The organism is Sporolactobacillus mangiferae (assembly GCF_023336505.1).
GTDB classification, from domain to species: Bacteria; Bacillota; Bacilli; order Bacillales; family Sporolactobacillaceae; genus Sporolactobacillus; species Sporolactobacillus mangiferae.
Genome location: NZ_JAMAST010000012.1, coordinates 1 through 25,256 on the forward strand (window position 1 = coordinate 1; position 25,256 = coordinate 25,256).

Below are 25,256 nucleotides of genomic sequence, written 5' to 3' on the forward strand. Positions count from 1 at the left end.
ACCATTCAGCGATTTATAGAATGGTGACTTCGTCTGGTCTCCTTTTAGTGCTGCTGTGGTGTTTTGGTAGGGCATCAGTGCCGCATGTGATGCTTCACGATTGATCTGAAAAACCTCTGGTTTATTGTTCCATTCAGTGTCTTTATAGGTATCGTCTGCTGCTGATACGGCGACTGGCTGGAAATTGCTCAGTACGAGTGATGAAAGAGCAAGAATGGATAAGATTTTGAGTTTCATTTCACAAATCGTCCTCCCCCGTTAGTTGACTCATTGTGGTACGGCTCATCGCAATCCAATAGTTCCAAGGCAGAAGCAGTTCATGTTAAGCGCTTACATAAACAGGCTTGTTTCACATCGCTCACCTCTTTCATCCTTATTTGTTTTCTCTGTTACAAAAAAAGTGTAACGTACGGATCAACTGAGTATAAGTGTCCTTTGTTCTATTTTGTTCACTTTTTTTCCTCTTTGTTGAGAATCGTTGCTTTGCTCTATTTGGACAAAATGTGTCAAAAAGCCCGATCTTCAGTCGACGTTATTCGCCATTCTTTGATCATCATGATTTACTCAGATAAAATATATCTGGACATGGTGTCACTATTTGTCGTTTTTACTCAGGTACCTGTTTCATCACCTCTCAATATATTTCATGCAAATTCGGGCAGAAAGGCCTATTTTTCTGTCGCACTTGAGTCAATTAATGATTTATTGGTTTATGGAATTGCATCATCGCTCGCTTGCCGCAGGCGTCTTGCGCTTTCGTATTTTGCTTACCTTTTATGCTTAGCTAAATGCTTACCTGTTAGAAAACTTGGCTTTGTCAAGCCTAAGCAAAGAGGCCGTCGCACTTGATTTGACAATTCAAGGTATTAAAAAAGCTCGAACCGATCAGATCGGCTCGAGCTTTGACAATGCACATTATTTAATGTTATAGAAGGATGCATCGCCGAGATATTCAGCAGATGAAGCAAGATCATCTTCGATGCGAATCAACTGGTTGTATTTAGCGATACGGTCGGTTCTTGCAAGAGATCCGGTCTTGATTTCGCCTGCGTTCGTTGCAACAACGATGTCAGCGATTGATGTATCTTCCGTTTCACCGGAACGGTGAGAAACAACAGCTGTGTACCCAGCTTTCTGAGCCATTTGGATCGCATTCAGTGTTTCTGTCAGCGTACCGATTTGGTTAACCTTGATCAGGATCGAGTTGGCAACGCCAAGGTCGATACCTTTTTTCAGATAATCGGTGTTGGTTACAAACAGGTCATCACCGACAAGCTGTACTTTATCACCAATAGCCTTGGTCAGTTTTTGCCAGCCTTCCCAGTCGTTTTCATCGAGACCGTCTTCGATCGAGATGATCGGGTACTTTTCAACCAGTTTGGTGTAGTATTCGATCATTTCATCCGTTGTACGAACGACGCCTTCACCCTTGAAATTGTACTTGCCGTCTTCGAACAATTCAGAGGAAGCAGGATCGATTGCGAGCTTAACGTCAACGCCTGGCTTGTAGCCGGCTTTTTCGATTGCTTCAAGGATCGTGTCAAGAACTTCTTCGTTGTTCTTCAAGTTCGGAGCAAAACCGCCTTCATCGCCGACAGCAGTCAGGTGACCTTTAGCCGAAAGTACAGATTTCAAAGCGTGGTATACTTCGGCACCAATACGCACAGCTTCCTTCAGGGAATCTGCGCCTACAGGCATAATCATGAATTCCTGGAAGTCTACGCTGTTGTCAGCATGCTTGCCGCCGTTCAGAATGTTCATCATTGGCGTAGGAAGAACTTTTGCATTCACACCACCGAGGTAGCGATACAGCGGAACACCGAGTTCGTCTGCAGCTGCATTGGCAGCAGCAAGAGAAACGCCAAGAATGGCATTGGCACCCAGTTTACCTTTGTTTTCAGTTCCGTCAAGATCGATCATTGCCTGATCAAGAGCAACCTGGTCTTGAACTTCCAAGCCAATAACTTCTGGAGCAATAATTTCGTTAACGTTCTTTACTGCTTTCAGAACGCCTTTGCCACCGTAACGTGCTTTGTCGCCGTCACGCAGTTCAACAGCCTCGTGTTCGCCGGTAGAAGCACCACTTGGTACGAGTGCGCGGCCTTTGCCGCCGTCTTCTGTATAAACTTCAACCTCTACAGTTGGGTTACCGCGGGAGTCAAGGACTTCGCGACCGTAAACTTCAACGATTTGAGACATTCATATCTCTCCTTATTATCAAATAGATTTAGTACTGTGCAGAGAAAAACCGGTGCTATGTCCGGACGATAACGACCGTTCTTCTGCACGGATTCTTCTGGAATGACAGCTGAATCAGCCTTTTACCGCATCAAGCAGTGCAAGGAACGATTCCGGCTGCAGGCTGGCACCGCCGACAAGCGCGCCATCGATATCGGATTGAGCAAGAAGGTCACCAATAGTAGCCGGCTTTACGCTGCCGCCATATTGGATACGTACCTTTGCAGCTGTTGCTTCATCATAGAGACCCGCAATCGTTGCGCGGATATAGGCACAAACTTCATTCGCATCCTCTGAGGAAGCTGATTTGCCGGTTCCGATTGCCCAGATTGGTTCGTAAGCAACAACTACTTCGACCGCCTGGTCGCTTGGAATACCTGCAAATGCTTTTGTTACCTGGTTCTTGACAACGGATTGCCATTTACCGCCTTCGCGTTCGTCCAGTGTTTCACCAACACAGACAATCGGAGTCAGGTGATGCGCAAACGATGCAAGCACCTTTTTGTTAACAGTCTCATCGGTTTCAGCAAACATTGCTCTTCTTTCGGAATGGCCGATGATTACATACTGAACGCCTAAGTCTTCAAGCATTACCGGGCTGACTTCTCCGGTGAATGCACCAGAGTTTTCAAAATGAACATTTTCAGCACTGATCTTCAGATCTGAACCCTTTGCGTCAGCTACGAGACGGTCAAGAGCAAGAAAAGGAGCAGCAACAACGGAATCAACGAGATCGGCAGAAGGCACTTTGTCCTTAACTGCTTCAACAAATTCGTGTGCTTCCTTGACGGTTTTGTTCATTTTCCAGTTTCCGGCAATAATCGGTTTACGTGACATGAAAAGACACCTACCCTTTTTTGCGGTTATTTCGATTGATTATGCAGATTATTCAGCGTCATCCAGTGCAGCAACGCCTGGAAGTACTTTGCCTTCCATCAGTTCGAGAGAAGCGCCGCCACCAGTCGAGATGTGCGTCATTTTGTCTGCGAGATGGAATTTTTCAACAGCAGCAGCTGAATCACCGCCACCGATGATTGTCGTTGCGTCGGTAGCATCAGCCAGTGCTTTCGCAACGGCTTCCGTTCCCTTCGCATACGGTTCCATTTCAAAAATACCCATTGGTCCGTTCCAGACAACGAGTTTGGATTTCTTAATCGCATCAGCGTACAAAGCAACCGTCTTCGGTCCGATATCAACGCCGAGCCAGCCTTCAGGCATTTTGTCGATATCGACAACGTCTTTGTTTGCTGTTTCGGAGAATTCATCAGCGATGACCGTATCAATTGGTGTCAGGAAGTTGACCCCTTTTTCTTTTGCCAGTTCAAGGAATTTCTTGGCAAGATCAAGCTTGTCTTTATCAAGCAGAGATTTGCCGATTTCATAGCCCTGAGCTTTAATAAAAGTGTAAGAAAGTCCGCCGCCGACGATCAGTGTATCGACTTTGTCAAGAAGATTTTCGATAACGCCAATCTTGTCGGTTACTTTCGCACCGCCAATGATCGCCGTGAATGGGTGTTTCGGGTTTTCAAGAGAAGCACCGAGGATTTTCAATTCTTTTTCAAGCAGGAAGCCGGCTACTGCAGGAAGATAGTCTGCCACACCAGCCGTTGACGCATGCGCGCGGTGCGCGGATCCGAATGCATCGTTTACATAGACATCAGCAAGTGCCGCAAATGCCTTTGCAAGTGCCGGATCATTTTTCTTCTCTCCTTTTTCAAAACGAACATTTTCAAGAAGAAGAACATCGCCCGCGTTCAGCTTTGCAACGGCGGCATCCACTTCCGATCCAACGACTTCGTCAGTCTTGGCAACCGGTTTACCGAGCAGCTCGCTCAAGCGCTTGGCTACAGGATCCATTTTAAAGGAGTCCCTATCTTCTGCCGTCGGGCGGCCAAGGTGAGAAGCAAGAATCACTTTAGCGCCGTTTTCGATCAAATAGTTAATCGTTGGCAGTGCAGCACGGATACGTGTATCATCCGTTACTGTTGTGCCGCTGAGCGGAACATTGAAGTCGACGCGGCAGAAAACTTTCTTGCCTTTTACATCAATGTCTTTAATGGTTTTCTTTGCCATGCCTAGACCCTCTTTCCTATATTTCATCAGCGATAAAACTGAGCTGCAGTCTCAGCCTTATCTGACAAGAACAGTATTCGTAAAAAAAGCGGAAACAACAGGGTTTCCGCTATTCAAGTTCTATTCAAAAATTAGGCTGTCCTTATTTCGTAAGCTTAGCGAAGTATTCCAGCGTACGAACAAGCTGTGAAGTGTAGGACATTTCATTGTCATACCATGCAACAACCTGAACCAGCTGTTTGCCGTCAACGTCGAGGATCTTCGTCTGTGTTGCATCAAACAGGGAGCCATAAGTAATACCGATGATATCGGAAGAAACAATCGGATCTTCGTTGTAGCCAAGTGTTTCGTTAGCTGCAGCTTTGATCGATTCATTGATTTCTTCAACCGTCGTATTCTTTGCAAGCGTAGCATAGAGCAAAGTTACAGAACCTGATTTAACCGGTACACGCTGAGCGGAACCATCGAATTTGCCTTTCAGTTCAGGAATAACAAGTGCAACGGCTTTTGCAGCACCTGAAGATGCAGGCACAATGTTTTCAGCAGCAGCACGTGCACGACGAAGGTCGCCGCCTCTGTGCGGGCCGTCAAGAGTCATCTGGTCGCCTGTGTAAGCGTGAACCGTAGTCATCAAGCCTTTTTCGATACCGAATTTGTCATTCAGAACTTTAGCTACAGGAGCCAGCGAGTTCGTTGTGCAGGAAGCGCCAGAGATAACCGTTTCCGAGCCATCCAGTGTGTCATGGTTAACGTTGAATACAATCGTCTTCAAGTCGCCTTTTGCAGGAGCAGAGATAACGACTTTCTTAGCGCCGCCCTTGAGGTGCGCTTCAGCTTTGTCTTTCGAAGTGAAGAAGCCAGTGCATTCAAGAACGATGTCAACGCCGAGTTCGCCCCAAGGCAATTCAGCAGGATCGCGTTGTGAAAGAACTTTTACTTTCTTGCCGTTAACAACGAAGTAGCCGTCTTCTACTTTAACTTCGCCTTTGAAACGGCCTTGAGTTGTATCATATTTCAACAGGTTTGCCAGCATTGCAGGATCTGTCAGGTCGTTAACTGCAACAACTTCCAATTCCGGAACATCCTGGATTCTTCTGAAAGCAAGACGACCGATACGTCCGAAACCGTTAATACCAACTTTAACTGTCATGTCAATAATGACCTCCTAAATGGTTTGGAAATTTTTTAAAATCTCTTGTGCTGCTCCTTCATCTGTAACAAGTACGGATGAAGGACCTTTCTTGAAGTAAGCCTGAATTGCCTCAGCCTTAGACTTGCCCCCGGCTACGGCAATCACCGTTCGCACCCCGAAAAGATCCTCCCATTGCAGACCAATCGTCTGGACCTTATGGATGACGCGACCGCTCTGATCGAAGAAATAGCCAAAAGCCTCCGCCACAGCATGTTCTGTGTCCACCTTTTGAAGAAGCTCATCACCGGAATGGCGTCTTATCGCCATCGTTTTTGCATCGCCAATGCCATGCACGATAATCGTCGCCCGGCGGACGTACTGCAAAACCCGATGAATGCTCGGTTCTTCCATCAAGCTGTGATAGGACTCGTCGCTGAGCTGATCAGGAACGTGGAGCAGATGATAGCGTCCTTCAGCTTTTTCCGCCATTTTGGCGCAGATCGTATTTGCTTGATTTTCGACCCTCTCGCCAAGTCCGCCTCTCGCTGACACAAACAGGAGATCCTGATGCGCTTTTCTGAGCGGATGCATCATTTCGGCAACGGCCGCGAGCGTTGTGCCCCCGGTCACCGCAATAATGTTTACTCCGCCCAGAGCGCGTTCGATTTCCCTGACGCAGGCCAGCCCTATCTCATTCTTGACTGTCGCGTACTGATCACTGTCGCCAGAGACAATGACAACTTTGGAAACGCCGAGAACTTCCTCCAGCTGCTTTTCCATATTCTTCAATCCGGAGATGTTCTTCATCACCGCTCCAAGAGCCTTAACAATAGCTTCCCCTTCTTCGGTCAAATACATGCCGCTTGACGCCATCTGGATCAGCCCCTGCTGGTTCAGGAACGTTACTTCGCCGCGCAGCACCCGTTCGGTCATGCCCAGTTGGGATGACAAACTTCGTCTGCCGATCGGCTGAAGGAAATGAAGCGATTGAAGAATACGGTAGCGACTGGACATTATGTCTAAGACATCCGGGATCAGCCTTTTCTGAAGATCAAGCAAATGTTCCACAGCGTCCCCCTCGATCGACCTCTACAGGTCTCAAAATGTCCCACACAGTCATTTTATGTCCCATCTGCTCCATGTTCCATGATAACAACTTTCAACTTGCTTTACAAGCATAAACATGTAAATGTTTTGTGTGTCTTTTTCGTTGACGCAGAATTGTCACAAACCCCCAAAAATATTGATATTATTGGTTTGACGCTTTCGAAAATGTCTGCATTTTTCGAAAAAAGATACACACTGATCTTTACAGAATAGACTTGTCCGATCTTCGGCAGCAGCATCGTCTGCCCATGTGGAGTATACCCTTTCCAGACAAAAAGAAACAAAGAAAGCGTTGTAAAATTTTACAACGCCGGACCATCGGGACAAAATCAGTCCAATATATCATTCTAATTTGCTTCTTTCCGCTCAATCGTCGAACCAATGCCACATGCCTGCCGATACTTGGCAACGACTCTCCTTGAGCAACGGATGCCAGATTCCGCAAGCAACTGGACCAGAGTCTGATCGGAAAACGGTTTTTTCTGATTTTCACCATCGATCAGACGCTTGATCTCAGCCTGAATTTGAAAAGCAGAATGCGTGCCTTTTTTCGTATGGCATGCACGGACAAAAAACTTTTTCATTGAGAAAATACCGTAATTCGTCTGAATATATTTACCGGCAGCTGCGCGGCTGACCGTTGATTCATGAATGGAAAGCTGTTCAGCCGCCTGTTTCATCGTAAAGGGGCACAGACTGCTGCATTTTCCGGTCATAAAATAGTCCTTCTGGTGTATCATGATCAGATGGGCCAATCTCATCAAGGTTTGCCGGCGGCGGGATATACCGGAAAGCAGCCAGCTGACTTCTTCAAATTTCTCCTTCAGATAGTGTTTTGTTTCGGCATCGGCATTCTCCATATAACGCGTGTAATCTTTGCTGTTTACAGAAACAGCCGGAAGATAGCGGTCGTCGATTTCACAAATAAGATCCCCGCCTCTTTTTAAAATAAGTACATCAGGGATCAGATACTGCGGCGAATCTTCCTCTATCCCGGACAACGGATATGGATTCAGCGTCTGAATCGTTTCAATTGCCTGATCAATCGCTTTTCTGGTTACGCCAAGCAGGCGAGCCAGCTCCGTCCATCCCTCATTTAAGAAACAGTCACTAAAGTCGCTTAAAATGGTCTCCGCAAGAGAGCAGCGTGGTTCCAGACGCCGAAGCTGAAGCAGCAGACTTTCGGTCAGCGAGCGGGCTCCGATCCCGGCAGGATCCAGTGCCTGAACGGCAGCCAAGGCAGATTCCGGCTTCACGTCAAATCGGTTGAACCGCTCAAGAATTGTCTTCGGGTCATCCTCAAGAAGCCCTCGATCATTCAGTGAATCGATCAGTAGATCCGCAGCTGAAAGGAGGCCGGCACTCAATTTCATCTGATGCAGATCGCGATGCAGCCGTTCACGAAAATCAGTGGATTCCGCTATCATCTCTTCAATGACCTCAGACGCGCTCTTTTTTTCTTCGTCCGGTAAAAAATAATCATAACGGTCTGCATGATCAGACACTTGCATGAGCGGGTTTTCCATTGCTTTTTCATGGATCAGCCGTGAAAGTTCTTCTGTATTGCATCGAAGGATCTGCATCGATTGATATAATGCCGGAGTAAGCTTCAGCTTTTGGGATTGCTTTTGTACAAGCACCAGGCCCATCTCGCTCACCTCCTCTATATCTATTATAGCAAGAGCAGCAAGAAATGACTACGCTTTCATTTTTTTGCTGCTCACACATATAAAAGCGATGCGAGAGCTTCACAGCAAGCAAAAATGGTAACACGGTCACTCGAAATCATGGCACACATTTCCGAAAAGGCGGGCACACCGCGAGTCTTCCCGGACAAGCTGGAATCTGCGGGGTCTCGCTGGCACCTGATCAACAGGAACGCTCCGCAGGGATCTCGCGCTTTCGTATGTGATTTACACTTTGATGCTTAGCTAAAATCTTATACTTTCTTGTAGTATGAAAAAATGATGGCAGCTGCCATCATTTAACCTTCTTATTTTATCCCGGCTCTTTTTCACTATAGCTGAAAACAGAACAGAAAACTGTTCCCGCCCTAAAGGTGCCGATCCATGATGAAAGTTATTTGTCTGGAACAAAATTTAGAAATAACGTTTCTTCCAAAACCACAATGCCGTGATTCCTGAAAGCAACAAGGCAATAGTCATTGGAATCCAGAAGGAATGCGGCACGTGAGCAAACGGAATCTCATCAACATTCATACCGTAAAAACTGGCAACCATCGTCGGAATTGACAGCACGATCGTTACCGTAGTCAGGAATTTCATCACCACATTCACATTATTTGAAATCACGGAAGCATAGGCATCCATCATGCCACTTAATATATTACTGTGCACTTCCGACATTTCAATCGCCTGTTTGATTTCAATAATGACATCCTCAAGCAGGTCCTGGTCATCCTCATACATTCTCAGAAAACGCTGCTTTGTCATTTTTTCCATGACAATGTTGTTTGATTTCAGCGAAGTCGTAAAGTAAACTAATGTTTTTTCTAAGCTAAGCAGATTAAACAGTTCTTTATTCCGCATCGACTCATGCAGTTCCCGTTCGATCAGCGATGTTCTGCGGTCAATTGTCTTCAGGTACTTAAGATAATAGCGCGCAATCGAATAGAGAATCTGCAAAGTGAATCGCGTTTTCTTATAGGTAAAAAAATCGCGGATTCGATTATTTATAAAATCATCGATAATCGGATTACTCTGCAGGCAAACCGTAATAAAGTAAAAAGGCGTAACGATCATACCAAGAGGGATCGTGTCATATGGTGCAGAATCTGACTCATCCTGAACGAGCACCGGAAAGTCAACGATGATCAGAACCGTGTCGTCTTCTTTTTCGATACGCGACCGCTCGTCATCATCAAGCGAGTCACGAATAAAATCCGATGGGATCCCGGTCCCGTCAATCACCTTCTGCACCTCAAATTCAGAAGGCCGTGTCAAATTGATCCAGCAGCCCTTGGCCAGTTCGTCTTTCTTGACGAGCCGATCTTGTTCATCCGTTAAATAAATATCAATCATAAGTGCACCTCCTCTCAATTCAGAGGAAGCCTACACAGAAATACGCCCCGCATGCAGGTGACCGTGCAAAGAGCGCATGATGCTATATAAACTTCCTCATGCCGATGACTGGGTCCAGGCTTGGAACTCGAACTGTCAGAACTCATTGAACGATCACTTCCTTTAGCGGGACATGAATTAGGTATGTCACATAAACCCGAATACCGCCATGTTTAATAATACATGGTGCATCGAAAGAACACAAATTTATTTAGAACCGGTCATTGACCCCTTTTCGCCTGCCTGAAACCGGCTTTTAAAGGTTTCTCCACATGTTCCTTCTCCGGTACATCCGCTATTTTACCCCTCGAAAGCGACGGTCCCTGATCGCAATGTCATCGTGCCAGCGCGGTTTATCGGGGGGAGGCGAATCGATTCAGCGCTGTTTTTCCGGCCACTCAGTGCTGTTTTCCGGTCATCACCCTTTCACAGTCTTTAACCAGAGTCTTTGATCTATTCCTTTGTTCGCATCATTGCTGCAGTGCTCGCCTGCCGCGGACGCAGATCCCTTTGATGTTCGGCTGATTCATTGTTTGATTGAATATGGGGGCAAATTCTAAAAAGCCTTCCGCAGATGCGGAAGGCTTTTTTGTCCGTACAGGCTATACTTCACTTTTTTACAATCAGCAGTGCGGTTTAGGAAAGCATGGTTTGCCACACTGAACATCATAATGACGTTCATCACAGGTTTCAGACAGCGTATGCGGATAAAAATGCTGGTGTTCGTAGATGTAGTGCGTTTTCCGAATGGTGTGCAGTCTGTGGATGTGCTGAACAATGACGGGTTTGAAAATGTGCTGAACATTCACTGTTTCCGGATCATAGACGGTGCCCCCCTGAGCCGGCGGACAGTTAATCGAGTTTTCAAAACTCTTTCCAGCTGAGGGTGCTTTACCTGAACCTGCAGAAGGTCCGTAAGGTGTTGGAACCGCTCCTTTGCCTTTTGCAGAAAATGCCGGTGCAGTGCTTGGCTTGTACGCAGGTTTGTAGGCCGGTTTATTCACCGGTTTCATTCCTGCGCTATATTCGGGCTTCGGCGCAGTGCTCGGACTGACTGCTGTTGGATTGTTCCAGTTACCGGCCGGTGCCACATGCCCGGCATTTCCCAGATTGCTTGGATTGACCGGATTAAATGAATTTGAATAAGGTGAAACCTCCATAATTTTGCTCCTCCTCATTAATTGAAGTACACTAATAACCTATGAGCCCAATTCAGCCATTGCCCTAATGAGAATACCTATTTTTGCCCGATTTCCTGATTTTGGGCGAATGGGATCCGGGGGGAAAGAACACGCCAATCTATTCTGCAACCTTTTATACTTGCAAAAGCAGTCCGGATCACTTAAAATAGAAAAATGTCAGTGAACGATTTTCATGCGCTCGTAGCTCAGTGGACAGAGCAATGGTTTCCGGTACCATGTGTCGGGGGTTCGACTCCCTTCGAGCGCATTATGACTGAAGAGATCAGCCAGAAACGGCTGATCTCTGTTTTTTTGCGCACCACTATGTGATTCGGTTCGTAAACATTCGCGCCCAATAGCGCATAAGCGGTGTGTATTATCTGCCAGCAGTTCAGGTTCATTAAATTTGACCTATATTGACCTTTAATGTATGATGAGTGTGAGTAAGGGAAAAATAACTTTCTGCAATGAAAAGGGAGGTTCGTTCAATGCCTTTAATACCTACAGTCATTGAGCAGACAAATCGCGGTGAACGCGCATATGACATCTACTCACGCCTATTGAAAGACCGCATTATCATGCTTGGGACAGCTATTGACGACAATGTCGCCAACGCTGTTGTTGCGCAGCTGCTCTTTTTGGCAGCCGAAGATTCGGAAAAAGATATTTCGCTCTATATTAACAGTCCAGGCGGTTCGATTACTGCAGGGATGGCTATTTATGATACGATGCAATATATCAAACCGAAAGTGTCGACCATCTGCATCGGAATGGCTGCATCAATGGGCAGTTTCCTTCTGACCGCAGGAGAAATCGGCAAGCGCTATGCACTGCCAAACAGTGAAATTATGATTCACCAGCCACTTGGCGGCATGCAGGGACAGGCATCAGACATGGAAATTCACGCGAGACGTATCATCGCCATTCGTGAAAAACTCAACCACATTTACGCAGAGCGCACGGGACAACCGTATGAAGTGATTGCCCGCGACACGGATCGTGATAACTTCATGTCTGCAAAAGAAGCGAAAAAATATGGACTGATTGATGAGATCCTCACTTCATCAAAATAAGCACCATAGAATGATTTACATGCCGCCTATCCGCATCCGGCAAACGCACGAAATGCAGATAGCCATATATAAAAGAACCGAAGCCCTGTGCTTCGGTTCTTTTATACTGTCAGGAGGACGTGGACCTGCTGACGCGAGCATTCATCCATTCGCAATGAAGCGCCTTAATGAACAGGATGGCAGGACCAATTACTGGCCCTGCCGGATCCGTTTTGCAATCGCATCAATTTTTCGGAAGCGGTGATTAATGCCGGATTTGCTGATTGGCTCACCGCTCACCATCTCACCGAGCTCCTTCAGCGTGATATCCGGGTTTTTCAGGCGAATTTCCGCTATTTCACGCAATTTATCAGGCAGTTCATCCAGACCGATGCTTTTCTGAATCAAACGGATATTCTCCATCTGTTTCATTGCAGCCGTGACTGTTTTGTTCAGATTTGCCGTTTCGCAATTGACAAGCCGATTGACTGAATTGCGCATATCTTTGACAATACGAATATCCTCAAAATAAAACAGCGCTTTATTCGCACCAATGATGCTGAGAAAATCGGTGATTTTTTCGCCCTCTTTCATGTAAATAATATAACCGTTCTTCCTTGGGAGCACCTTAACATTAAGGTTGAATGTATTCATGAATTGGGCCAGAGAATACGTATATTCCTCATAATTTGAGAAAATTTCCAGATGATAGGAGGATTCCGGATGATTGAGCGAGCCGCCTGCCAGAAAGGACCCGCGCAAATACGCGCGCCGGCAGCATTCCTTTTCTACTAAATCAGGCGCAATCTCCCGAGTAAATTGCCCGCTGTCATCAATAATTTTTAAATCTTCCAGAAATGGGCGTGCCGCCTCCTTCAGGCGGACAATGTAGACATTGTTTTTCTTCAAGCGCATTTTCCTGCGAACCAGTATCTCCACCTGATAATGATAGGCTTGTTTAATCATCCGGAAAATCCGCCGGGATATTGCCGCGTTTTCGGTTGCAATATCTAATTCAATGTGTCTGTTCCTAATCGAGATGAAGCCGTTCATCCGTGTTAATGCAGCCAATTCCGCCCGCGCACAGCAGTCATCTACTTCAAGCAAGGTCAGTTCTCTTTTGGTATCAGCGGCAAACGACATAGCCATCCCCCCATGCTCCGGTGTGCCTATACTTTCTTTTTTGTCAGCAGCGACACGAGCGTTTTGCCGACAATGTCCTCGTCATGACGGACAACGCCTCCCAATGTTTTGATCAATGGTGTATGGACAACATCAATGTTTAATTGATTTAGCGCCTGCCAGTCAATACGCACCGGCTCTGAATCTTCTGCCGCGTAACGCTTTAACAGATCGACTTTAATCGGCTGGCTGTTCACGACGATCGTGTCGATAAAAGGACGTGCCACATGACGGTATATGGCCTTTATGTGGTCAGAAGCCGCATAGTGGTCCGTTTCGCCTTTTTGCGTCATGACGTTGCATACATATACTTTCTGCGCACTTGCCCGAACAATTTCGTCCGCGATCTCGGGCACAAGCAGATTCGGAATCACGCTTGTATACAGGCTGCCCGGTCCCAATGTGATCAGATCAGCCTCCCGGATTGCACGAATGCTTTCCGGTAACGGCCGAATATCCGAGGGTTTTAAAAAAACATGCTCAATCCTTTTATTCGCTTCAGGAATCTGTGATTCGCCCTCAACAATGGTTCCGTCACTCATAACGGCCCCTAATGCGATCATCTGATCGGCGGCCGGAAGCACCTGACCGTGGACATTCAGAATACGGCTTAATTCCCTGACACCCTTGACAAAGTCTCCGGTTATGGATGTTAGAGCAGCAATCAATAAATTTCCCAATGAGTGACCATTCAATTCACTGTCGGACTTAAAACGATGCTGAAGCAAGCGTTCAAACATCGGTTCGACATCGGACAACGAAACCAGTACATTGCGGATGTCACCGGGGGGCGGAATCTGTAAGTCACTTCTCAGTTTTCCGCTGCTGCCTCCGTCATCCGCCACAGTCACAATTGCCGTAATGTCAACCGGATAGCGTTTCAGCCCGCGCAAAACTGCCGGGAGTCCGGTTCCTCCGCCAATTGCAACTATTTTTTTTCGATCTGCCATTCGATTAACTCCCTCGTTCAATATCCCGGTGCGACACATTGGTCGGGAAATCTCGGGAAAGGTTTTTGGCAATCCATTCAGTCAATGCAACTGAGCGGTGTTTGCCTCCTGTACAGCCGATGGCAATCACCAGCTGCCGTTTACCCTCGCGTTTATACTGCGGAATCATAAACCTGAGCAGATCCATCAGTTTTGCCAAAAACTGCTGCGTTTCCGACCATTTCAGCACATATTCGGAAATATCTGCATCGAGTCCGGTCCGCTCCCGCATATGTTTCACATAATAGGGATTAGGCAGGAAACGCACATCAAAAACGAGATCCGCATCAATTGGCAATCCGTATTTGAATCCGAACGAAAGCAGATTGACGCGGAACAGCGTCGCTTCATTGGCAAATTCCTGAACAATACGTTCGCGCAGTTCATTGGGTTTCATGTCCGTTGTATCTATATAATATTGAGCAAGTCCTTTTACTTCTTCAAGTTTTTTACGTTCGGCGCGAATACCGTCAATTGGCCGACTTTTCGGCGACAGCGGGTGCGAACGGCGCGTCTCCTTATAGCGATGGACCAGTGTTTCATCTTTCGCATCAAGAAACAGGATTTTCGGTTTGATTTTTTCTGATCTGTTGAAGGCATCAATCGATGCAAACAGCGAATCAAAAAAAGTCCCCCCGCGTAAATCCATAACCAGAGCCAGTTTGTTCAGCTTCTGAGAATCTGAATCTGATATCAGATCAATGAATTTCGAGAGTAGGGTTGGCGGTAAGTTATCAATGCAGAAATAGCCCAAGTCCTCAAATATCCGGGTCGCCACTGTCTTTCCCGCACCCGACATACCGGTAATGATTACTACTTGAATATCCTGCATTCTGCATCCGTCCCCACCATTCAATTTTGTATTTCAGCATCCAATCCATACTCTCTTTAACAGTATACTCGAAAAAACGGTATTCAGAAAGATTCAGCTTTTAAAATCCGTTCACACGGTTTCCTTCAATATAAATTATGTCAACATGCAGAATAGGCCCTTGCTTATACGTCTAGTCATTGAGCAATTGTTTTGCATCGTCGCGCTTGTCGCGGGCAGTCCAGGTGCCTCCCTCAGACAATCCAAAATCTGCGGGATCTCCTCCCCTGGCTCGCTGATCAACAGGGAACGCTCCGCAGGCGCCAGCGCACTCCGCTTTGATTTTCGATAAGATACTGGTTTATTGGTTTTCATATGGATCAAAATGATATACTTACTTATAAAAAAAAGCCATGCTCTTGCGGCATGCCTCAAAATGGTTCTTATATAAAAAAGGGGGGTCAAATTCAATAACTTAATTATAGTGCTCCTTCATTGCACAGAGATTACATAGTGATTAAACACTCGTGAAATTCGCAGCACCGCTGAACAAAAGTCACATGACCAAAGACGCACCCGGTGCTTTTTTATTTGACTGCTGAAGCATCTTTAAGTTTCTCAACGTACTTTTGCGCGTTCTCGGCAGCAATGCTTCCATCTCCGGTGGCTGTCACAATCTGGCGCAGTTCTTTCTGGCGTACATCGCCTGCCGCAAAAATGCCCGGTACCTCTGTTTCCATTTTTTCATTGGTGACAATATAGCCCTGATCATCGACAATGCCCAGTTCCTGAACAGCTGCAGTCAGCGGATTCATGCCCACGTAAATAAAAACACCATCAACCGGAAAATCGGATTCCTCACCGGTCTTTTTATTTTTCAGTGTCAGGCTGGACACTTTGCCGTCCGTCCCATTGATTTTCGTGCAGATCGTATCCCAGATGAAGTCAACCTTTTCATTATTAAACGCACGGGTTTGAAGAATTTTCTGCGCACGCAGCTGGTCGCGGCGGTGAATAATCGTCACACGTGAAGCAAAACGCGTCAGATAGGTGCCTTCCTCAACCGCAGAGTCGCCGCCGCCAATGACCGCCAGTCTCTTCTCCTTGAAAAATGCGCCGTCACATACCGCGCAGTAGGAGACACCGCGCCCGGCCAGTTCCTTTTCACCAGGGACACCAAGTTTGCGGTACTCTGCTCCGGTGGTTACAATAACTGTCCGCGCGCTGTACTGTTTACTGCCACAGTCAACCGTTTTAAATTCAGAACCATCGACAATTTTCTTGATATCACCGTATGCATATTCCGCGCCGAACTTTTTCGCATGTTCAAACATTTTGTTCGAAAGATCCGGGCCAAGAATGGATTCAAATCCCGGATAATTTTCAACTGCCTCCGTGTTGGCCATCTGTCCACCTGGAATGCCGCGTTCAATCATGAGCACGGACATATTGGCGCGTGCCGCATACACGGCGGCCGTCATTCCGGCGGGACCGGCACCTGCAATAATCACATCATAAATTTTCTGTTCTTCAGTCAATTCAACCCATTCCTTCCCTGACAATCTTTAAGTAAGCACAGATTCGTTTTACTATTGATTCAGTTTTACTTAATAATGATTATTATCTGCTCACCTGATAATTCTATGCTAAAGAATGGAGAGATCAAAGTCCAGAAAACTGCTCATTGTTCACTGCGCGCCATCTGCCCACCGTCGTTCAAGTGCAATTGATAATTGATGAATATGTTTGCGAATTCGATATAGTGATGTTCCTGCCTGCTCAGCTACCTTTTTTTGTGATTCGGATGCCCCATACTCTTTCTTCCATAAATAGATCAATGCACCCGCCCATCCGTGGATATCCGGTTCTTCTTCCGTAACAATTGAATCGACGACCGCCCAGAAGATGAAAATTTCCGGATGCTTCAGTGTCTCTTTTTCTCCGCCAACTAGCCGCTCTACTTCATGCATCATCTGAAGTCCAGGATCAATGAATCCCTGCTCATGTGCTCTGATGAAGCGATTGACAAGCAGAACCATTTCCGAATCAGCTCCGGTTTTCGCGGCATCCTGAAGCTGCAGCAGCATATGGCGACGTGCTGCATAAAAAAGCGCAAAAAAACGGTACGCCTGAACCTCGCCATGAACAGCTTGCAGTATCAGATCTTTTACCATGAAATTTTTCTCCGCCTCAGGTTCAAACATCATGTCCTGAATCTTACTGTATTTAAACGGATGAAACGGTTTGTCACTGAAATAATCCACACGGCTCCAGTTCTGATGCGCTACATGCTCATCCCCGCAGTGGTAAGCGGCAAGCGCCATCCAGAAAAAGAACACCTGATCCCGCCGTACACCGCGTTTCTCTGCTTCACGCAGCCAATAGTATGCACGCTCATACCTGCCGATAAACAAGTATGTTGAACCGATTTTCCCGCAGTGCTCCGAATAAAATGGATAAATCAGATTGAGCTGTTTCTCGATCCGGATTACTTCGTTTTGATCGCCAAGCTGTGCATAAAATGTAATTAGATTGCACAGTGCATGAATATTACCGGGATCTTTTTCCAGGACATGTTGCACTGCCTGAATGGCCTGATCTGTCTTTCCCAGTGAAAAGTAAGCGATGGATAAATTATTTTGAGCAGCTAAAAAGTCCGGTTCATTTTCAAGCACCTGCTGAAAGTGATGCACCGCTTCTTCAAAGTGACCATGCTCAAGTGCCAGACGCCCGCGCTCATGCAGCGGCAGGCACAGTGATTCTTCCTCATCTTCTGAATCACTTAATTCTGAACTCAGCAATTGATACAATTCCTTTGCCTCATGCCTGAACGATCCGTTCGGATCCAGGGTCAGATAGGTCTGCACCTCGTCCAAAGCTTCGCGGAAATCACCCAGATAGGTGTAATTATTTGCAATAAAGAAATAACAGTCTGTCATTGTCGCGTCGAGCTCATAAACGACCTTTTTCAGTAGCCGAATTGAAGCCTCATAGTGCTCAAGCTCGGCAAGAATCTCGGCCTGACGGCATAGATATTCAACGTTAGTGGGGTTGATCTTAAGTGCACGGTCCATGTATTTATTTGCACGGTCAAGATCCCCTGTCTGAAGAAAGACAAGCCCCTTTTGATAAAAAAAGTCACCGTCACAGTGAAATTCTACGACATGTGCTTTCTTTGTCCGATTACGCTCCTGCATCAACTTCTTTTCCCCCGTGCCTCTTTTTCCAATCCTGAATCATTATAGCATATCTGTGCATACTCTTTTTTAAAATTACGGACAAGTTACACTTTCCTGTAAAGGAAATATGGACAGGGATTGACTGGGTACACCAGCCCGGCATATAAAAAATCAGCCATGAGTCGTTGATTTATGATTTTTGGATGCATCGTCGCTGCGTTTGCCTGCTTGCTGCGGGGAAGTTGGAATCTGCGGGGCCTCGCCCCGCGATCAACAGGAACCTTTGCTCATTCCTTTCTTTTGCGTGATATATCGGTCTTTTCAGTACAGGTCTCTGGTGAAGACAAAGAGGCCGTCGCACTTATACGATAATCCGCTGAATTTTAAACACTCATATAGTATTTAAAAAAAATCCAGCCACTCTGTTCAGCGGCTGGTCTCATTTCTTCAAATCATGATATCCGAACTGTGGACGATCCCGAGCAAGTCGGTCATCGTATCCAGGATACAGTCCGGGCTTAATTCTTCAAGCATGGCCCGCCCTTTGAGCGACCAACCGACTGCTGCTGTCCGAACCTGCGCCTGTTTACCGGCCAGAATATCGGATGGACTGTCACCAACCATCATCGTTGAACCCGGCTGAGCAGAAAGAGCGTTCATGGCACGGACTAATGGCTCGGGATCAGGCTTGAGCCTTCTCACATCATCACCTGTCACAACCGTTTCAAAAAAACCAGTCATGTGCGTGTGCCTCAGACCGCGTTCCACCATATCCCGTTTCTTTGTCGAGACAACGCCGAGTCTGCAGCCATCCTGTTTCAAAGCTGTTAACGTTTCGCGTACATGAGGAAATTCTCTGACAAGCTGGTCGTGATAACGGCTGTTATGATCACGGTAAACCGCAATCATTTCATTGGCCATCGTTGTGCTGACCTGTCTAAAACTGGTCTCCAGTGATTCACCGATAAACGGAATCAGATCCTCCCGAGTAAATTTTCCCGGAAAATAACGATCAAGTGTATATTGGAATGAAGCCAGAATCAAGTGATTCGTGTCAATCAGTGTTCCGTCCAAATCAAATAATACCGTTTTTATCATTTATCCATCTCCCTCCAAAACTGAAAATCACCGCAGACCGAAATCCGTCTGCGATGATTGCTTCACCAGCATTTATTGGCCGTAACTCGGCCTGTTCTTCTTAGTGACTCTCCAATAGATGACGACTCCGATACCGACAACGATCAGAACAACAGAAAGCCATTGCGACACACGCAGCGGCCCGAGCATCAGACTGTCAGTCCGCAGCCCTTCAATGTAGCTGCGTCCGATGGCGTACCAGATGATATAACTGATGAACAATTCGCCGCGTTGCAGACGCACCGCGCGCCGGACAATCAGCAGCAACACAAAACCAGCAAAATTCCAGAGTGATTCGTAGAGAAAAGTCGGAATATAGTAGGTTCCGTTGATATACATCTGATTGACAATAAAATCAGGAAGATGCAAATGCTCCAATGCCGCGCGTGTCGTCGGTCCCCCATGCGCCTCCTGATTCATAAAATTTCCCCAGCGCCCGATCGCCTGGCCAAGAATAACGCTCGGCGCACAAATATCAGCAACCTTCCAAAAGGACAGGTGCTTTAACCTGCAATAGACAACGGCTGTCGCTACCGCACCGATCAGTGCGCCATAGATCGCGATACCGCCGTTCCAGATGGCAATAATCTGCTCGGGGTGTCTGGAATAGTAGCCCCACTCGAAAATCACGTAGTAAATGCGCGCGAAAATGACGGCAATAGGCGCAGCGTAAAGGATCAGATCCGTAAATGTGTCCGGAGGCAGCTGGTATCGCCGCCCTTCTCGAATCGCCAGCAACAATCCCAGTAATGCGCCAACAGCAATGATAATGCCATACCAGTAAATATGTAGCGCACCGATTTCAAATGCCACTCGATTGAGCGGTTCAATGCCTGAATTCATAAAAGCGACACCTCATGTTTTTTATAAGTCAACTACCGTCCATGCAAGCTGTCGTTCAGTCGGTCGGCAAATTGCTGGGCAGCATGGAAGCCCATATTTTTCAGGCGATAATTCATCGCCGCTACTTCAATGATCACCGCAAGATTTCGTCCTGGACGAACCGGGAGTACAAGTCTTGGAATCTCCGTATCAATCAGCTTAATTTTTTCTTCATCAAGACCAAGGCGGTCATACACCTTGCTCTGATTCCACAGTTCCAGATGGATTACCAGTGAGACGGTTTTATAGTTACGCACTGCACCGGCACCGAACAGTGTCATCACATTGATGATACCGAGCCCGCGAATCTCCAGCAGATGCTGAATCAGTTCAGGAGCGCTTCCCACAAGTTCCGACTCGCCTTCCTGACGGATCTCAACGGAATCATCCGCTACAAGCCTGTGTCCGCGCTTCACCAGTTCAAGTGCTGTTTCGCTTTTGCCGACACCGCTGTCACCAGTAATCAGCACACCCACGCCATATACATCGACGAGGACACCATGCACCGCCGTCATGGGCGCGAGCCTTGACTCTAAATAATTGGTGATCATGCTGCTCAGCCGTGTGGTCTGCATTTTTGACTGAAGCACAGGAACATGGCGCTTATTTGACGAAATAATGAATTCGTCCGGAACTTTAATCCCGCGTGAAATCACAATACACGGCGTCTGATCCGTACACAACTGAGACGTCCGCTTATAGCGCTCATCCATACTCAGCTCATTAAAGAAGGAAAGCTCAGTTCGTCCAAGCAGCTGCAACCGCCGTCTCGGATAATAAGTAAAATAGCCAGCAATTTCCAGACCGGGACGGGATATATCACTGACGATGATTTCACGGTCCAATCCTTCTTTACCGCTCACCAGCTTCAAATCAAAATGCTCGATTAATTCACGCACACGCACTTTGTTCATGATCAAGTCTGCCGTCGGAACTGGTCCGCATTCTTCCGTCATGACGCCTCTGGCTTTCCAGATTGACAATACGTTCAGGAAGCATGAAATCCGCCTGGCCAGGCGTACATGCCTGAGGGAGAGTATGACATTCCTCCGTTTCTATCTGTTAGTGCGCCGAGGAGTCGGTTCGGCGCTCCCTCAGGATTTTCTAATCGTGCAACGAGACGGAGAACAGCCCATCTGCATCCACTTTTTCTTCATTTTACCATAGAATAAACACATAGTAGAAAACAATCTCATGAGAAGACCTGGGTTCATTAAGCCTTCGCAAGGTTGAAAATTCCGCAGGATGTGACATCTGCGCGCACATAATCAGCAGAAGAATATTGCATTGATATAGCTCTTCTTAAAGGTTATAAGGCGCCGTTAAATTTTACCGCTGGTTTTTTCAGTTCTTTTTTTACGAATGAACCTATCCGTATAACTGACCAACATGGCATTTAACAAACAGCTCTGTTTAAAAATAGTCATGTTTTTGTTGCCCCATTGTTTGGACGAAAGGCACAAGACTCTGAGGAATGCACGAGTTAATGCAGGCTAAAGCGAGACCCCGCCGCGTGTAAAACGAGCTGAGATGCTCACGGACCGCCCGTGGCCATGCACTGTTGATGCGAGCGTCTGCAACAAAAACAGCAGTCAGATTTAACAGATCCTGACAAAAAACATGTACGAATCGCCGGGCCGAAAAAGGATATCACTTAATCACGCCGCAAAGGTTTAACGATAAAGTTCTGAATGATCAGCTGGCAGATCGCCATAATAATCGCCACAATCAAAGCGCTTCCGAATCCATCAAGCTCAAACGACGGCCCCATGATAGCAGACGTCAGCAGCAACATAAATGCATTGATCACAAAGATAAAGAAGCCGAGCGTAAGAACCGTCGCGGGAAGTGAAAAGAGAATCAGGATCGGGCGTACAAACAGATTTAAAAAGGATAAAATAAGGCTGGCCGCAAAGGCTGAGCCAATGCCGGAGATCTGAACCATTGTATGAAGATAACCAGCAAGTGTCATTAAGATCACCATATTTATGATGACATTCAATAAGGTCTTTGCCAACCAGTTTTTAAACAAAAAGCGTCACACTCTCTCTGGAATAATTAGATAAGCTATGAAATAACCAAGCAGGCATGGAAAGCCGGCCGTCGCAATGGTGAGGACCACAAAGCCAAGACGGATGACAGTCGGATCAACATTGAAGTAGTCACCGATACCGCCAAGCACACCGCCGAGTATTCGATTATCCCTTGATCGGTACAATCTTTTCTGCATCTATACTCCCTCCTGCTCATTTCATCTTATTTTACTATACCCTTTGCTCATTCCAATTCACAAGAAAATTTTCCGGATCAGTTGAAAAACTTTACATGAGCATTATTTTTCCGCAATCTGCTGCTGTCCCCACAGATGCTGTTCCATCCGCACGCGGTCGCGCTCCAGAATCGGTTTTAAGTATTTTCCGGTGTACGATTCCTTTGTTTCCGCTACTTTTTCCGGTGTTCCGGTAACCACGACTGTGCCGCCGCCATTACCGCCTTCCGGTCCGAGATCAATCAGATGATCGGCGCATTTAATCACATCTAGATTGTGTTCGATAATCAGTACGCTGTCACCGCTGTCCACTAATGCCTGAAGTACATCAAGCAGTCTGGAGATATCATCCATATGCAGACCGGTTGTCGGCTCATCAAGAATATACAGCGCACGCCCTTTTGTCCTGCGGTAAAGCTGCGATGCCAGTTTTACCCGCTGCGCCTCACCGCCGGAAAGCGTCGTTGCTGGCTGGCCAAGGCGAATATAGCCAAGGCCCACGGCGTATAAGGGTTCAAGTCTCCGCTTAATGCGTGGCACATTTTTGAAAAATTCCAGTCCTTCTTCAACGGTCATATCCAGTACATCAGCAATTGTTTTTCCTTTATAGGTTACTTCAAGTGTCTCCCGATTATAGCGTTTTCCGTGGCAAACTTCACACGGCACATAGACATCCGGCAGGAAATGCATTTCAATTTTAATAATTCCGTCACCGGTGCACGCCTCACAGCGTCCCCCCTTGACATTAAAACTGAAACGTCCTTTTTTATAACCACGGACTTTTGCCTCATTGGTTGCCGCAAACACGTCACGGATCATATCAAAGACACCCGTATAGGTTGCCGGATTGGACCGTGGCGTACGCCCGATCGGTGCCTGATCGATCTGAATGACACGATCCAGCTCCTGAACACCTTTGATCTGCCTGAATTCGCCTGGAACATCATGCCGCCCGTGCAGCTTCTGTGCCAGCGCTTTGAAAAGAACTTCATTGACCAATGTACTTTTCCCCGAACCGGAAACGCCGGTCACAACCGTCATGACACCAAGCGGAAAACTGACGCTGATATTTTTCAGATTGTTTGCCTTGGCGCCGATCACTTTAATCGCACGTTTGCTGATTTTTCTCCGCTTCACCGGAACAGGGATAAACTTGCGTCCAGACAGATACGCGCCTGTAAGCGAATGGGGATCACGCATAATCTCTTCCGGCGTCCCCATTGCCGTGATCCTGCCGCCGTGTTCGCCGGCTCCGGGACCAACGTCAATAATATAGTCAGATGCCCGCATGGTGTCCTCATCATGTTCCACAACGATCAAAGTATTGCCAAGATCGCGCATTCCGAGCAGAGAACGGATTAAGCGGTCATTGTCCCGCTGATGCAGTCCGATTGACGGCTCGTCCAAAATATAGAGGACGCCCATCAGCTGTGAGCCGATCTGAGTCGCGAGCCGAATACGCTGGGCTTCACCGCCGGAAAGTGTTCCCGCTGCACGGCTCAGTGTCAGATAATCCAAACCGACGTCAATCAGAAACTGTGTCCGCTGCCTGATTTCACGCAGAATCAGCCGGGAAATTGTCTGCTCTTTCTCCGTCAGATGCAATTCGTCAAAAAAAGCGATCATTTCACGAATCGGCATCTGCGTGACTTCACTGATATGCCTGCCGCCGATTTTTACCGCCAGCGCTTCCGGACGAAGACGATGTCCGTGACAGGTCGGGCAGGGTTTTTCCATCATATATTCAGACATCTGCTCGCGGATAAAGTCGGAGCCCGTCTCTCGATATCTGCGGCTGATGTTGTTCAGTACACCTTCGAAATACATCTCTTTGTCACGGACATCGCCGAATTCATTTTCATAATGAAAGTGAATGCGCTCCGTTCTTGATCCATGAAGAATCAAATGCAGCTTATCTTCGGGAAGCCGTGAAACCGGAACGTTCATATCAATACCGAAATGCGCACATGCTGCTTTAAGCAGCTGCGGATAATACTGAGAACTGGTAGGCTCCCATGCAGCGATGGCACCGTCGGCCAGCGATTTCGAACGGTCGGGAATGACAAGATCCACGTCAACTTCCATGCGCGAACCGAGTCCATCACAATCCGGGCATGCGCCGAACGGGCTGTTGAACGAAAACAGACGCGGTTCAAGCTCACCAATCGAAAACCCGCAGTATGGACAGGCGTGGTGTTCTGAAAACAGCAGTTCCTCACCGCCGATGATATCGACAACAACACGTCCATCGGCTAATTTTGTTGCCGACTCCAGTGAATCGGCCAACCGCGCCTCGACATTAGGCTTGACAATGATGCGGTCAATGACAACGTCAATGGTATGTTTTTTATTTTTTTCAAGCGTAATTTTTTCGGTGACCTCGTGCATCTCGCCATCGACACGTACGCGAACATAGCCTTTTTTCTTCAGTTCCTCCAATGTTTTCGCATGAGTTCCTTTTCTTCCGGCAATAATCGGTGCGAGAATCTGCAGTTTGGTCCGCTCCGGATAATCCATAATCCGGTCTACCATCTGTTCAATGGTCTGTGATGTAATCTCAATACCGTGTGTCGGGCAGAACGGATGGCCGATACGGGCAAAAAGAAGGCGCATATAGTCATAGATTTCCGTGACCGTTCCAACAGTTGAGCGCGGGTTGTGACTGGTCGTTTTCTGGTCAATGGAGATCGCCGGTGACAGACCTTCGATTGCATCAACATCTGGCTTATTTGACTGGCCGAGAAACTGGCGTGCATAGGCGGAGAGAGATTCCACATAGCGCCGCTGTCCTTCCGCATAGATCGTATCGAACGCCAGCGATGATTTCCCTGAACCGGACAAACCGGTGACCACGACCATTTTGTCTCGGGGGATGGTGACATTCACATTCTTCAGATTGTGTTCTCTTGCACCTTTGACGACAATATTTTCAAGTACCATATAC

At 47.0% G+C, this 25,256-nt stretch carries 21 protein-coding genes and 1 tRNA gene; 2 read left to right on the forward strand and 20 right to left on the reverse strand.

Features of this window, described 5'->3' with window-relative positions; genetic code table 11:
* From M3N64_RS09875 to M3N64_RS09915, 9 genes are all read right to left on the reverse strand, one after another.
* Positions 1–237 (reverse strand): hypothetical protein (locus M3N64_RS09875; protein WP_249101776.1); only part of this gene is annotated, 237 nt, incomplete at its 3' end.
* 678 nt (positions 238–915) lie between these two features.
* The gene (gene eno / locus M3N64_RS09880) at positions 916–2,199 is read right to left on the reverse strand and encodes a phosphopyruvate hydratase (RefSeq protein ID WP_249101779.1); all 1,284 of its coding nucleotides are present in this window, start codon (positions 2,197–2,199) and stop codon (positions 916–918) included.
* Positions 2,200–2,313: 114 nt separating this feature from the next.
* Complete coding sequence (gene tpiA / locus M3N64_RS09885; RefSeq protein ID WP_249101782.1) at positions 2,314–3,075, reverse strand: triose-phosphate isomerase; 762 nt, start codon at positions 3,073–3,075, stop codon at positions 2,314–2,316.
* A 48-nt stretch (positions 3,076–3,123) separates the two neighbouring features.
* Positions 3,124–4,311, reverse strand: coding sequence for a phosphoglycerate kinase (locus tag M3N64_RS09890; RefSeq protein ID WP_249101785.1), 1,188 nt, complete (start codon positions 4,309–4,311; stop codon positions 3,124–3,126).
* Between the two features lie 142 nt (positions 4,312–4,453).
* Positions 4,454–5,461 carry a type I glyceraldehyde-3-phosphate dehydrogenase gene (gap, locus tag M3N64_RS09895; protein ID WP_249101788.1) on the reverse strand — a complete coding sequence of 336 codons (1,008 nt, stop codon included), beginning with the start codon at positions 5,459–5,461 and terminating at the stop codon, positions 4,454–4,456.
* Positions 5,462–5,476: 15 nt separating this feature from the next.
* On the reverse strand, positions 5,477–6,511 hold the full coding sequence (locus M3N64_RS09900; protein WP_249101790.1) for a sugar-binding transcriptional regulator: 1,035 nt from the start codon (positions 6,509–6,511) through the stop codon (positions 5,477–5,479).
* Between the two features lie 386 nt (positions 6,512–6,897).
* Positions 6,898–8,199, reverse strand: coding sequence for an RNA polymerase factor sigma-54 (gene rpoN, locus M3N64_RS09905; RefSeq protein ID WP_249101791.1), 1,302 nt, complete (start codon positions 8,197–8,199; stop codon positions 6,898–6,900).
* 450 nt (positions 8,200–8,649) lie between these two features.
* Positions 8,650–9,591, reverse strand: coding sequence for a magnesium transporter CorA family protein (locus M3N64_RS09910; protein ID WP_249101793.1), 942 nt, complete (start codon positions 9,589–9,591; stop codon positions 8,650–8,652).
* Positions 9,592–10,253: 662 nt separating this feature from the next.
* Entirely contained in the window at positions 10,254–10,790 is a 537-nt protein-coding gene (locus tag M3N64_RS09915; protein ID WP_249101795.1) for a CotD family spore coat protein, read from the reverse strand.
* A 216-nt stretch (positions 10,791–11,006) separates the two neighbouring features.
* Here M3N64_RS09915 and M3N64_RS09920 point away from each other — a divergent pair.
* Positions 11,007–11,079, forward strand: a tRNA-Arg gene (locus tag M3N64_RS09920).
* A gap of 220 nt (positions 11,080–11,299) precedes the next feature.
* On the forward strand, positions 11,300–11,884 hold the full coding sequence (gene clpP, locus M3N64_RS09925; protein ID WP_249101797.1) for an ATP-dependent Clp endopeptidase proteolytic subunit ClpP: 585 nt from the start codon (positions 11,300–11,302) through the stop codon (positions 11,882–11,884).
* A 189-nt stretch (positions 11,885–12,073) separates the two neighbouring features.
* Here the strand turns inward: clpP and whiA are convergent, their stop codons facing one another.
* The 11 genes from whiA to uvrA form a co-directional block, all read right to left on the reverse strand.
* Positions 12,074–13,006, reverse strand: a complete 933-nt coding sequence (gene whiA, locus M3N64_RS09930; RefSeq protein ID WP_249101907.1) for a DNA-binding protein WhiA — start codon at positions 13,004–13,006, stop codon at positions 12,074–12,076.
* A 26-nt stretch (positions 13,007–13,032) separates the two neighbouring features.
* A complete protein-coding gene (locus M3N64_RS09935) occupies positions 13,033–13,995 on the reverse strand; it encodes a gluconeogenesis factor YvcK family protein (RefSeq protein ID WP_249101799.1) in 963 nt (320 codons plus the stop codon).
* A gap of 4 nt (positions 13,996–13,999) precedes the next feature.
* Complete coding sequence (gene rapZ / locus M3N64_RS09940) at positions 14,000–14,866, reverse strand: RNase adapter RapZ (protein ID WP_249101800.1); 867 nt, start codon at positions 14,864–14,866, stop codon at positions 14,000–14,002.
* Between the two features lie 566 nt (positions 14,867–15,432).
* Positions 15,433–16,383, reverse strand: a complete 951-nt coding sequence (trxB, locus tag M3N64_RS09945) for a thioredoxin-disulfide reductase (protein ID WP_249101803.1) — start codon at positions 16,381–16,383, stop codon at positions 15,433–15,435.
* A gap of 150 nt (positions 16,384–16,533) precedes the next feature.
* Positions 16,534–18,042: a tetratricopeptide repeat protein gene (locus M3N64_RS09950; protein WP_249101909.1), complete on the reverse strand. Its 1,509-nt coding sequence runs from the start codon at positions 18,040–18,042 to the stop codon at positions 16,534–16,536.
* A 429-nt stretch (positions 18,043–18,471) separates the two neighbouring features.
* On the reverse strand, positions 18,472–19,122 hold the full coding sequence (ppaX, locus tag M3N64_RS09955; protein ID WP_249101806.1) for a pyrophosphatase PpaX: 651 nt from the start codon (positions 19,120–19,122) through the stop codon (positions 18,472–18,474).
* Between the two features lie 72 nt (positions 19,123–19,194).
* Positions 19,195–20,004, reverse strand: coding sequence for a prolipoprotein diacylglyceryl transferase (gene lgt, locus M3N64_RS09960; RefSeq protein ID WP_249101809.1), 810 nt, complete (start codon positions 20,002–20,004; stop codon positions 19,195–19,197).
* A gap of 32 nt (positions 20,005–20,036) precedes the next feature.
* Positions 20,037–20,957: an HPr(Ser) kinase/phosphatase gene (gene hprK / locus M3N64_RS09965; protein WP_249101811.1), complete on the reverse strand. Its 921-nt coding sequence runs from the start codon at positions 20,955–20,957 to the stop codon at positions 20,037–20,039.
* Positions 20,958–21,697: 740 nt separating this feature from the next.
* The gene (locus M3N64_RS09970) at positions 21,698–22,075 is read right to left on the reverse strand and encodes a phage holin family protein (RefSeq protein ID WP_249101815.1); all 378 of its coding nucleotides are present in this window, start codon (positions 22,073–22,075) and stop codon (positions 21,698–21,700) included.
* Between the two features lie 6 nt (positions 22,076–22,081).
* On the reverse strand, positions 22,082–22,273 hold the full coding sequence (locus M3N64_RS09975) for a PspC domain-containing protein (RefSeq protein WP_249101819.1): 192 nt from the start codon (positions 22,271–22,273) through the stop codon (positions 22,082–22,084).
* 102 nt (positions 22,274–22,375) lie between these two features.
* Complete coding sequence (gene uvrA / locus M3N64_RS09980; protein ID WP_249101821.1) at positions 22,376–25,252, reverse strand: excinuclease ABC subunit UvrA; 2,877 nt, start codon at positions 25,250–25,252, stop codon at positions 22,376–22,378.
* Positions 25,253–25,256 lie beyond the last annotated feature (4 nt).

Bases quoted from the DNA above. Each gene is read 5' to 3' on its own strand.
- eno (WP_249101779.1), bottom strand. From the start codon at position 2,199: ATGTCTCAAATCGTTGAAGTTTACGGTCGCGAAGTCCTTGACTCCCGC.
- tpiA (WP_249101782.1), bottom strand. From the start codon at position 3,075: ATGTCACGTAAACCGATTATTGCCGGAAACTGGAAAATGAACAAAACC.
- M3N64_RS09890 (WP_249101785.1), bottom strand. From the start codon at position 4,311: ATGGCAAAGAAAACCATTAAAGACATTGATGTAAAAGGCAAGAAAGTT.
- gap (WP_249101788.1), bottom strand. From the start codon at position 5,461: ATGACAGTTAAAGTTGGTATTAACGGTTTCGGACGTATCGGTCGTCTT.
- rpoN (WP_249101791.1), bottom strand. From the start codon at position 8,199: ATGGGCCTGGTGCTTGTACAAAAGCAATCCCAAAAGCTGAAGCTTACT.
- M3N64_RS09910 (WP_249101793.1), bottom strand. From the start codon at position 9,591: ATGATTGATATTTATTTAACGGATGAACAAGATCGGCTCGTCAAGAAA.
- M3N64_RS09915 (WP_249101795.1), bottom strand. From the start codon at position 10,790: ATGGAGGTTTCACCTTATTCAAATTCATTTAATCCGGTCAATCCAAGC.
- clpP (WP_249101797.1), top strand. From the start codon at position 11,300: ATGCCTTTAATACCTACAGTCATTGAGCAGACAAATCGCGGTGAACGC.
- whiA (WP_249101907.1), bottom strand. From the start codon at position 13,006: ATGTCGTTTGCCGCTGATACCAAAAGAGAACTGACCTTGCTTGAAGTA.
- M3N64_RS09935 (WP_249101799.1), bottom strand. From the start codon at position 13,995: ATGGCAGATCGAAAAAAAATAGTTGCAATTGGCGGAGGAACCGGACTC.
- rapZ (WP_249101800.1), bottom strand. From the start codon at position 14,866: ATGCAGGATATTCAAGTAGTAATCATTACCGGTATGTCGGGTGCGGGA.
- M3N64_RS09950 (WP_249101909.1), bottom strand. From the start codon at position 18,042: ATGCAGGAGCGTAATCGGACAAAGAAAGCACATGTCGTAGAATTTCAC.
- ppaX (WP_249101806.1), bottom strand. From the start codon at position 19,122: ATGATAAAAACGGTATTATTTGATTTGGACGGAACACTGATTGACACG.
- lgt (WP_249101809.1), bottom strand. From the start codon at position 20,004: ATGAATTCAGGCATTGAACCGCTCAATCGAGTGGCATTTGAAATCGGT.
- hprK (WP_249101811.1), bottom strand. From the start codon at position 20,957: ATGAACAAAGTGCGTGTGCGTGAATTAATCGAGCATTTTGATTTGAAG.
- M3N64_RS09975 (WP_249101819.1), bottom strand. From the start codon at position 22,273: ATGCAGAAAAGATTGTACCGATCAAGGGATAATCGAATACTCGGCGGT.
- uvrA (WP_249101821.1), bottom strand. From the start codon at position 25,252: ATGGTACTTGAAAATATTGTCGTCAAAGGTGCAAGAGAACACAATCTG.